The organism is Paenibacillus sp. P4_A7 (genome assembly GCF_056402455.1).
In genome coordinates this window covers 1-9,094 of sequence record NZ_JBFUHJ010000210.1, presented here as the reverse complement: position 1 = coordinate 9,094, position 9,094 = coordinate 1, and the positions used below count along the sequence as shown (strand labels likewise).

The following is a 9,094-nucleotide window of genomic DNA, read 5'->3' as shown; positions in this document are numbered from 1 at the left end:
GTCCAGCTTACTTGCTGTCGAGTATATTTTTAATCGGTTAAAAAGAGCAATGGATTATAAAATTCAAGAAGCGTTTGATGCGCAATTGACAGAACAAAGGCTGCTCCTTCATGCGACGATAGATGAGCTGACTGGGGTATTTAATCGTAGACACTTCTTGGAGAAAGTTAGGGAACAGCTCAATGAGAATAGCCTGCAATTGTCTCTTCTGCTTCTGGATATTGATGATTTTAAGCTTGTAAACGATACGTACGGGCATCTGGCTGGAGACCAAGTACTTATTCGGTTTTCAGAACTATTAAAAGAAACTTGTCCAGAACAGGCTATTATCGGGAGAGTTGGCGGCGAAGAATTCGCTGTATTTCTTACGAGTGTAACGGAAGAGGAGAGCCGAGAGGTTGCCGAACGAATACGAGCGACTTATGAACGAAGCCGAATTTGGATCAATGAGGAGACACCAGTGATCGTGACGGTTAGCGGCGGTCTTGCATACAACAGGAGAAGCGATATTATTTTCAAGGAACTATTTCAGCAAGCTGACCAGGCGTTATACGTATCGAAGAATGGGAAAAACAAAATCACTTGGGCAGATTCGTAGTCAATTAGAGCATCCAACGAGAAGGGCGATTATGCCCTTCTTTTTTTGAGCAAATTATTATAGAAAAAGGATTAAAGGGTAAAATAGTATCAGCCAACAGACAAGCCAGGACATCGGGGATAGAATGAGGTGCTGATATGATCCAATTTAAAAATATTACGAAAAAATATAAGAACGGCAACCTCGTCTTAAAAGGAATCGACTTGGATATTAAGGAAGGTGAATTAATTACCCTTATCGGGCCGAGCGGCTGTGGAAAAACAACAACAATGAGAATGATCAATCGTTTAGTTGAGCCTACTTCTGGTCAGATCCTAATTGATGGGAAGGATATTTCCAAAATAGATCCAGTGGAGCTGAGAAGAAATATCGGATATGTCATTCAGCATATCGGTCTGTTTCCTCACATGAATATTAAGGATAATATTGCGATTGTTCCAAAGCTCAAGAAGATGGATAAATTAGTTTACGAAAAGCGAATAGATGAATTAATGGAGATGGTAGGGTTAAACCCTGAACAATATAAAGAACGGTATCCATCTGAACTGAGCGGTGGTCAGCAGCAGAGAATTGGAGTTATACGTGCTTTGGCGGCAGAGCCGTCGATTATTTTAATGGACGAGCCATTTAGCGCACTTGATCCGATTAGTCGGGATCAGCTTCAGGATGAATTGGTTCGCTTGCAGGTGGAAGTGAAGAAGACGATCGTATTTGTATCGCATGATATGGATGAGGCGCTTAAAATCGCTGATCGTATCGTCATTATGAAGGGTGGCGAAATTGTTCAGTTTGACACGCCCGATCGCATACTAAGAAGACCGAAAAACGACTTCGTTCGCAGTTTTATTGGAGAGAGCCGGTTAAATGAGTCAGAGAATTTGATGGTTGAGGACGTCATGGTAAATAATCCGGTTACCGTCTTCCTGACGCGGGGACTAGCTCATGGAGCGAAGCTGATGAAACAATATCGTGTAAATGGCTTGCTTGTAACCGATAAGAACCATATTTTAAAAGGAATTGTAACGAAAGAAATGCTTGAAAACCATTATCACGAAGAAGATCTTACCCTTCAGGATATTATGAGAAACGATATTCCAACTGTCCTTATTGGGACAAGCGTAGGAGATGCTGTAGAGCTGATGAAAAAACATGGATTGAGTAACCTTCCTGTTGTACATGAACAGGGGCAATTAGCTGGACTAGTAACCAATTCAAGTTTAATTGACGCACTGCTTAAACAGATGTAGTTCGGGGGTTAGCTATGAGTTTCTGGGATGTCATAATAAATAGAAAAGAAGACATTATTAACGCAACGATAGAGCATATTCAAATTTCGTTCATCGCTCTGCTTATAGCTATGGTTATCTCTATCCCAACAGGGCTCTTGCTGACACGTATGCCAAGGCTTGCGGGTCCGGTCATTGGTGTAGCTTCCTTGTTTCAGACGATCCCGAGCTTAGCCTTATTAGGTTTTATGATTCCGTTGGTTGGTATTGGCATAGTCCCTGCTATCGTTGCTTTGACGGTATATGCCTTGCTGCCGATTATGAGGAACACCTATACGGGAATTATGAATGTGGAGAAGTCGATCAAGGAAGCCGGCGTCGGTATGGGCATGACGAGCTTACAGGTTATGTTCAAAATTGAGCTGCCGCTAGCTCTGAATGTTATTATGGCAGGCATACGAACAGCTACCGTAATGATCATAGGCGTAGCGACCCTTGCTTCGCTAGTTGGAGCGGGTGGGCTTGGCGATTTGATTTTCAGAGGAATTTCAACGGTCAATACGGAGTTGATTTTAGCGGGCACCATACCAGCCGCGCTGCTTGCTGTTATATTTGATTTCATTCTTGAGAGGCTAGAGAAAGCCGTAACCCCAAAGGGAGTTAAAAAGAGGGGTAAAGGCAGATCCAAATTTATAAAAAGGCTGGAGCTAACTTTGGCTTCGTTACTAATTATTGCGATAATTGTAGGCATATCGCTGAGGGCAGTTTCGTCCGGTGGTGATTCCATCGTTGTTGGTGGAAAGAATTTTACGGAGCAGGATGTTTTGGTTCATTTAATGGCCTCTTTAATCGAGGAAAAAACAGATTTAAGTGTCACCAGGAAGCCATTTCTTGGGGGTTCGCAAGTCACTCATAATGCATTGGTTAGCGGTGATATTGATTTATATCCGGAATATACAGGTACCGGATGGACTTCTGTACTCAAGGAAAAGCCGATCGTAGGAGAACCGGAATTAACTTACAAACAGGTTAAGGCGGCTTATGAACAGAAATTTCAGGTCACATGGCTTGAACCTATAGGTTTTAATAACACCTATACACTCGCGATGAGAAAAGATCGGGCGGATCAACAGGGTATCGAAACCTTTTCTGATTTAGCCAAAAAGTCTCCAGAATTTGTTCTTGGCGCTACACATGAGTTTTTGGAGCGTCCCGATGGATACTCTGGATTGGAAAAGGTATATGGGATGAAGTTCAAGGAAGTGAAGGGACTCGATGCAGGATTAACTTATAGTGCGGTTAAAGAAGGAACAACGGACGCCAATGATGCATTTTCCACGGATGGTCGAATCCAAGCTTTTAATCTGAAAGTTATTGTGGATGATAAACACTTCTTTCCGCCTTATTACGCGGCTCCTGTCATTCGGATGGATACGTTAGAGGCACACCCTGAGCTTACAGAGGTTCTAAATTTACTTGCAGGGAAAATCGATGATAAAACGATGTCGATCCTCAATGGCAAAGTGGATTTGGAAGGAAAGCAAGCCCGTGTTGTAGCTGAGGAATGGTTGAAAGAAGTAGGGTTGATGAAATAAATGGAGCTTCTCACACGAAAAGTAGGCAACTGATTGCTGAAAGCCAAAGGCATATGCCTTTGGCTATTTTCTTTACGACACGAAAAAAACTTGTGGCTTTTGGCACAACTACCGAATATAGGTTAGAATTAGAGAATGATAGTAAATAGGAGTTGGAATAATGGCTAACGATGAAGTGATACTAACCCAAGAGGGATTGGAGCAGTTACAAGCTGAACTGGATGATCTCAGATATGTGAAGCGTAAAGAATTAGCCGCTCGAATTAAATTAGCAATTAGCTATGGCGATTTGAAGGAAAATAGCGAATATCATTCCGCCAAAAATGATCAGTCCTTCCTGGAAACCAGAGTTATAATTTTGGAGAAGATGCTGAATAAAGCAAAAGTAGTGGATGCAGGTAGTCTAAACCTCACAATAGTTAACATTGGCTCCACTGTTATTTTAAATGATGTAGAATTTAATGAAAAAATCGAATACCGTATTGTAGGTCCTGCCGAGGCGGATGTGCTTGAGGATAAAATTTCGTATGAAAGCCCTTTGGGCAAAGAGCTTCTAGGCAAAAAGGTTGGCAGCATCATCAGCGTGAATGCTCCTATGGGCGTTATCAAGTATGAGTTGCTCGAAATAAAAGCAATGTGATAAGAAACAGGCGCCTAGTACATACTAGGCGCCTGTTTTATGTTGCCGTGAACCGAGCTTACACCGTCAAAGAAGGCGTAAGCCGTTTACACGTATATTTGGATTAGTAAGCGAGTGCAGACAAGCCGTTGATGTGTGAAAGGTAGCGAATGTTACTTGCTTCCTTCATTAGTGAAGCAGGCAAGCCTTTCAGCTGCGTGTTGTTGCCGCCGATTGTGCCAACGCCGTCTTTACGACCAAGGCTTCCAAGCGTTCCGGAGAATACAGGAACGAATTTATCCATTACGCCGCCGTTGATCATAACCGATAGGTTATAGCCAACAGTTTCGCCCATTTGCCAAGCAAGTTGAGCGGTTGGAGGGTATGGACGTTCGCCGCCCTCTGGGAATACAACTGCACAGTCACCAGCAAGGAATACATCCGCATGGGAAGTGGATTGCAGGGTTTGTGTAACCGTTGAACGACCACGGTCTTCAGCAAGGCCGCTGCTGCCGACAACAGGGTTACCTTTTACGCCGCCAGTCCAAATAATGGTGCTGGACTCTAGGGTACGTCCATCTTTAAGCGATACAGAGCTTTTTGTAGCTTCTGTTATAGCAACGCTAGTGATGAAGGTAACGCCACGTTTCTCAAGGCTTGAAACTGCGCGCTCGATTAGCACTTTAGGGAAGATAGGTAGAACAGCTGGACCAGCTTCTACGCAATATAGTGAAATATCGTTGAAGTCGATACCTTTGCTGCGACATACTTCAGGAAGTTTATCAGCGAATTCGCCAACAAGCTCAACACCAGTCAGGCCGCCGCCGCCAACAACAATTGTTGCGTCTGCTTTGTTACCTGATTTTTTGTATGCGTCCAAACGTGCTTCAACATGCTCGCGAATGCGGTTAGCATCTGCAACGGATTTAAGCACAAGACTGTTCTCTTCTAGACCTGGGATACCAAAGTAGTTTGTTTCGCTGCCAAGAGCTACGACAAGCGCATCATACTTGTATACAGTACCGCTTTCCAAAACGACTTGCTTCTCGTTTGGTTTAATTTCTTTAACTGAATCAACGACAACGTTTACTTTCTTGTCGCCGAGCAGCTTAGTTAGAGGAAGCGATACGGCTTTCTCTGCAATTGTGCCCCCAGCAAGACGGTGCAGTTCAGTAATAATTTGGTGCGTTGGAAAACGGTTGACGATTGTAATGTTCGCATCTGCTGCGGACAAATATTTACGAGCTGTTAGAGCCGTAAGAACGCCGCCGTATCCGCCGCCAAGTATTAAAATTTGTTTCGACATGTCCATCCTCCATTCTTTCAATAATTAATTAGTGGTTTTCGGTTTTCTTCTCAGAAAGCACAGTAAGGAAGGCTTGAGCGAAGCGAAGTGTTTTTTGTACTTCTGGATCTTTTAGCATTTTAAGCATAGCAAATAGACCAACGGAGCTACCTGCGTCAGCTTGTGCGCGTTCTCCAGCTTCAATAGCTGCAGCGGCAATACCTTTTGCTTTTTCTTGAACAGGTTTAACAAACTCGCCAATACCATGAGCGAACTCATCGATCAATACTTTGTCCGTAGCGATACCTTGTGCGAAATCATAAGCCTTTGTCATAAGTGTTACCATCTCAGCCAATTTCGGTAGGTTGTCCACGAGCACAGTTAGAGATTGTTGAACCTCCGGCTTCATTAGTTGATCAAGCACATCTAATGATTTTGTTTCTTCAGTAAGAGTTGCTCCAGCAGATGTTTGTGACATTAGTAAACGTCCTCCTTTACATTGGAATTAAAGTAAGCTTCAGTCCGGATTATGTCATTTCTCAAGGGTAACTCGCTGTTTAGAAAGATTGTTACATTTTTCACATATTAAAAAACTAAAGAGTCTTTCAAGCAGCGAGCATGACTTAACCAGTTCCGAACCCTTTGTCTCTATTCTACATCTTTTAGAGACAAAGTTAAAAAGAAATTTATTGAAAAATAAAGAAAATGTCGAATACGATGCAAAAGGGTAATATAATTAACCCTCGATGGTTAAATTTTAGCATGTGAGCCGTATGCCTTGAGAGTAATTCCGACAAATGTTTATGAAAAAACATTAATTGGTACTGGGTCCATAGCGGGATGCATGCTAATACTTCATATGGCAAAGTAATACTATAGAAGTTGAAGCAACTAAAAGCTTATGCTTATAAGTAAGTTTTTATACTCAAGTAAGTTTTTATTCTAAAAACTCAAAGTCCATGCTTACGAAGCTAGTTTTGCTTCACAAAACTTAAGGAGGAATCATTTATGAATTATCATTTTTATGTGGGTAACGATAATGGAAATAGCGAGCATGATTTAATTATTGATGGAAAGCTTATTCAACAGCCAAATGTCAATTGTACGGTGGACGAGCTGCCTTGGAGTGAAGAGCAGTCTCCTGAGAGTTTTATTAAAAATTTGCAGGACCAATTGGTCGTGACTATTGATTCACCTGCCGCAAGAGCCGGTATGTATTACGTAGGTAAGTTTGCGCTCGAGAGTGGAGAGATTTTGGATAATCTGCAAATCGGCATTGATTTTAAAAGCGACATGGATTTGCCGATTATTAACACGCTGGCTCAAATCGCGGCTGTGGCTGTACAGAAGGCGTATGAGGAAGAGAAGACCATTCCAGAGAATATTGACGTAGAAGCGGATATGGCGACCGCCTTGCCGGTCACGCAGCATACAGATGAAACATCGGCTAAGTTTGAGAAAAGGTTTACTACGGGTGCTCATCATGTGACCGTCCACCTAGGAATGATGCGCGTTCGAGTGAAGATTGTATTTCCTTTTGCAAAGGTAGTTCCAGAAGCTACACCTGTTATTTTCACACTGCAGAAGGATGCTGATGGGAACTGGAGAGAAGGAGATATTTTCAAGCAATTTCTTGAGGAATATGAAATGGAGAAAAAATTTAGTGGAAGCTATTTTAAGGATAAAAGAATTTTGCATATCGATATTGGCGATGGCTCAACAGAGTACCCCATTACGGAGGGCAATAAATTTCTGCGTCAATTCGTAAACGGAAGTCATCATGGTGCTGGGTATGCAATCGAGGAAGCGCGTGATGAGTTTAATCGTTTGATTCATTTGCCGGATAGCCCAAGACAGTTTTTCAGTGATGTTATTAAAAATCCGAATCATAAATATCATTCTCGTGCTCTAAAGACGTTGAAGAGACCGCTTGAAAGCCAAGTAAGGCAAATCGTTCAAAATGTGAAGCGACAGCTTACAAAGGCTCGGAATGAAATTGACCTGATCTGTGTGTATGGCGGCGGAAGTATTCTTATGCGTTCCGCGCTTTATCCGCAAATGAAGGAGCTTTGTGCGGAGCGTGAGATGCAGTTGTTGTACATTCCTGCTGAGTATGCGGTGCAAATGAATGCAATGGGTCTGGATGCTTTTGTTCGCGGAAAAATTTATGAGGCGCTAAAAAATAAAGCGATTCAGCTTGTATAGTAGGTGACCCAAGTGAAAAAGTTAAAACTGCCTGGCGATAACATTAGTTTGAAGACGAAAAAGTCGGAGGATCCATTGGTAATGGAATGGCTAAATGCGCAAACCAACTTGATGGATTCGTTACGATATTTAATGGAGAACGAGATTGTTCAGCATGGCGTTCGGAATCTGCAGACATTTGTACCTATTGAAAGGAACAGCTTGCAACGGCGTTTAGAAGAGCTGTCTTTGACAACACATTCTCAGTCAATGGACTCTATGGCGGTGCAGTCTGCGGAAGCTGCGTCATCAGCAATACAGTCTATAGTAAAACAATTTACAGGAGCACCGTCTTCGGTACCAGCACCTTTGGAACTACCGCAGTCTATTGATCCTATTCGTTATTTGGCGAACCATGACGAATCAGCGGCAGCTGCAGAAGATGTCGAGGTTCATCGGAATGAACAAAATAAGCAGATAAACGAGCAGAAGTCTGTGCCTGCGGTAGAAGAAGAAGTGGATGATGAAGATGTTGAGGCATGGATTTAATGAGGCGTGTAGCGGGTTTAGGGGTAATGAACATGCGGGTGCGATGCTTAGAAATACTCGGTATTACTTAGTGATATTAAAAAGCGAGTGAATCGGTAACGCTAAGTAATATTAGGTAACACTAGAATAGAAGTGGCTAGTAATGTTCGGTATTACTGAGTAATACCCTGTAATACTACTAGTTATAATATTGAAAATCAATCATTAATATTCAAATTAAAACTTACCTCTCATCGACTATATCAGCCAAATAAAGCACCAGCTCACTGCCATCAGTGAGCTGGTGCTTTTGCATTCCCCGAATTCCGCGGATGAGCCGTAACGTTCAGCTGTGAACGGGAGAAGTCATCTTCCATGTATGAAAAAAGTGGAATAGTCCACAATATAACGAGTTGTGCCATTCATGCATCAAAAAGGAGAAGATATCAGTGATTAACAGCTTTAAAAAAATTACGTTGCTCAGTATGTCCTTAGTATTAGGGTTCGCATTAAGTATGGCGCCAATAAGAGTGGTGGCTTCGGGAAATGATCACAGCAAGCATCATTCCTGTGTATCCGAATCCCAAGTACGGCTGGAGAATGACTTAAGAAAGCTTTGGATCGATCACGTTATATGGGAACGGAGCTATATGGTAAGCGCCATTGCAGGGTTGGAGGATCAAGAAAAAGTGCTTGCTAGGCTTTTGAGAAATCAACAGGATATTGGCAACGCAATAAAACCGTATTATGGCGAAGCCGCAGGCAAGAAGCTGGCTGAACTGTTGACGGAGCATATCGTGATTGCAGGACAAGTAATTGATGCAGTAAAAAACGGCAAGCAAGCGGATGTAGAAAAGTATCATAAAAAATGGTACAGCAACGCAGATGATATGGCTAAATATCTTAGCAGCTTGAATCCCAACTGGGCTGAGAATGACTTAAAGCAATTGCTGTATATGCATCTGCAGCTGCTAACAGAAGATTTGATGGCAAGAGTTACGAAAAACTGGGATGGGGATATTAACGCTTTTGATAAAGGTTTGGCGCATATTATAGTGC

At 42.4% G+C, this 9,094-nt stretch carries 9 protein-coding genes; 7 read left to right on the top strand and 2 right to left on the bottom strand.

Features of this window, described 5'->3' with window-relative positions:
• From AC1DWN_RS20935 to greA, 4 genes are all read left to right on the top strand, one after another.
• The coding region (locus AC1DWN_RS20935) for a GGDEF domain-containing protein (protein WP_477560843.1) at positions 1-598 on the top strand (598 nt) is incomplete at its 5' end.
• A 137-nt stretch (positions 599-735) separates the two neighbouring features.
• A complete protein-coding gene (locus AC1DWN_RS20930) occupies positions 736-1,845 on the top strand; it encodes an ABC transporter ATP-binding protein (protein ID WP_477560842.1) in 1,110 nt (369 codons plus the stop codon).
• A 14-nt stretch (positions 1,846-1,859) separates the two neighbouring features.
• Positions 1,860-3,419, top strand: coding sequence for a glycine betaine ABC transporter substrate-binding protein (locus tag AC1DWN_RS20925; RefSeq protein WP_477560841.1), 1,560 nt, complete (start codon positions 1,860-1,862; stop codon positions 3,417-3,419).
• Positions 3,420-3,579: 160 nt separating this feature from the next.
• Complete coding sequence (greA, locus tag AC1DWN_RS20920) at positions 3,580-4,059, top strand: transcription elongation factor GreA (RefSeq protein ID WP_477560840.1); 480 nt, start codon at positions 3,580-3,582, stop codon at positions 4,057-4,059.
• Between the two features lie 103 nt (positions 4,060-4,162).
• On the opposite strand, the gene AC1DWN_RS20915 is transcribed toward greA, so the two are convergent.
• A complete protein-coding gene (locus tag AC1DWN_RS20915) occupies positions 4,163-5,344 on the bottom strand; it encodes an NAD(P)/FAD-dependent oxidoreductase (protein ID WP_477560839.1) in 1,182 nt (393 codons plus the stop codon).
• A gap of 28 nt (positions 5,345-5,372) precedes the next feature.
• On the bottom strand, positions 5,373-5,801 hold the full coding sequence (locus AC1DWN_RS20910) for a helical membrane plugin domain-containing protein (RefSeq protein WP_477560838.1): 429 nt from the start codon (positions 5,799-5,801) through the stop codon (positions 5,373-5,375).
• A gap of 530 nt (positions 5,802-6,331) precedes the next feature.
• On the opposite strand from AC1DWN_RS20910, the gene AC1DWN_RS20905 reads away from it, so the two are divergent.
• From AC1DWN_RS20905 to AC1DWN_RS20895, 3 genes are all read left to right on the top strand, one after another.
• Complete coding sequence (locus AC1DWN_RS20905) at positions 6,332-7,528, top strand: ParM/StbA family protein (protein WP_477560837.1); 1,197 nt, start codon at positions 6,332-6,334, stop codon at positions 7,526-7,528.
• A gap of 12 nt (positions 7,529-7,540) precedes the next feature.
• Complete coding sequence (locus AC1DWN_RS20900; protein WP_477560836.1) at positions 7,541-8,056, top strand: hypothetical protein; 516 nt, start codon at positions 7,541-7,543, stop codon at positions 8,054-8,056.
• Between the two features lie 464 nt (positions 8,057-8,520).
• On the top strand, positions 8,521-9,094 hold a 574-nt coding region (locus tag AC1DWN_RS20895; protein ID WP_477560844.1), incomplete at its 3' end, for a glycosyltransferase.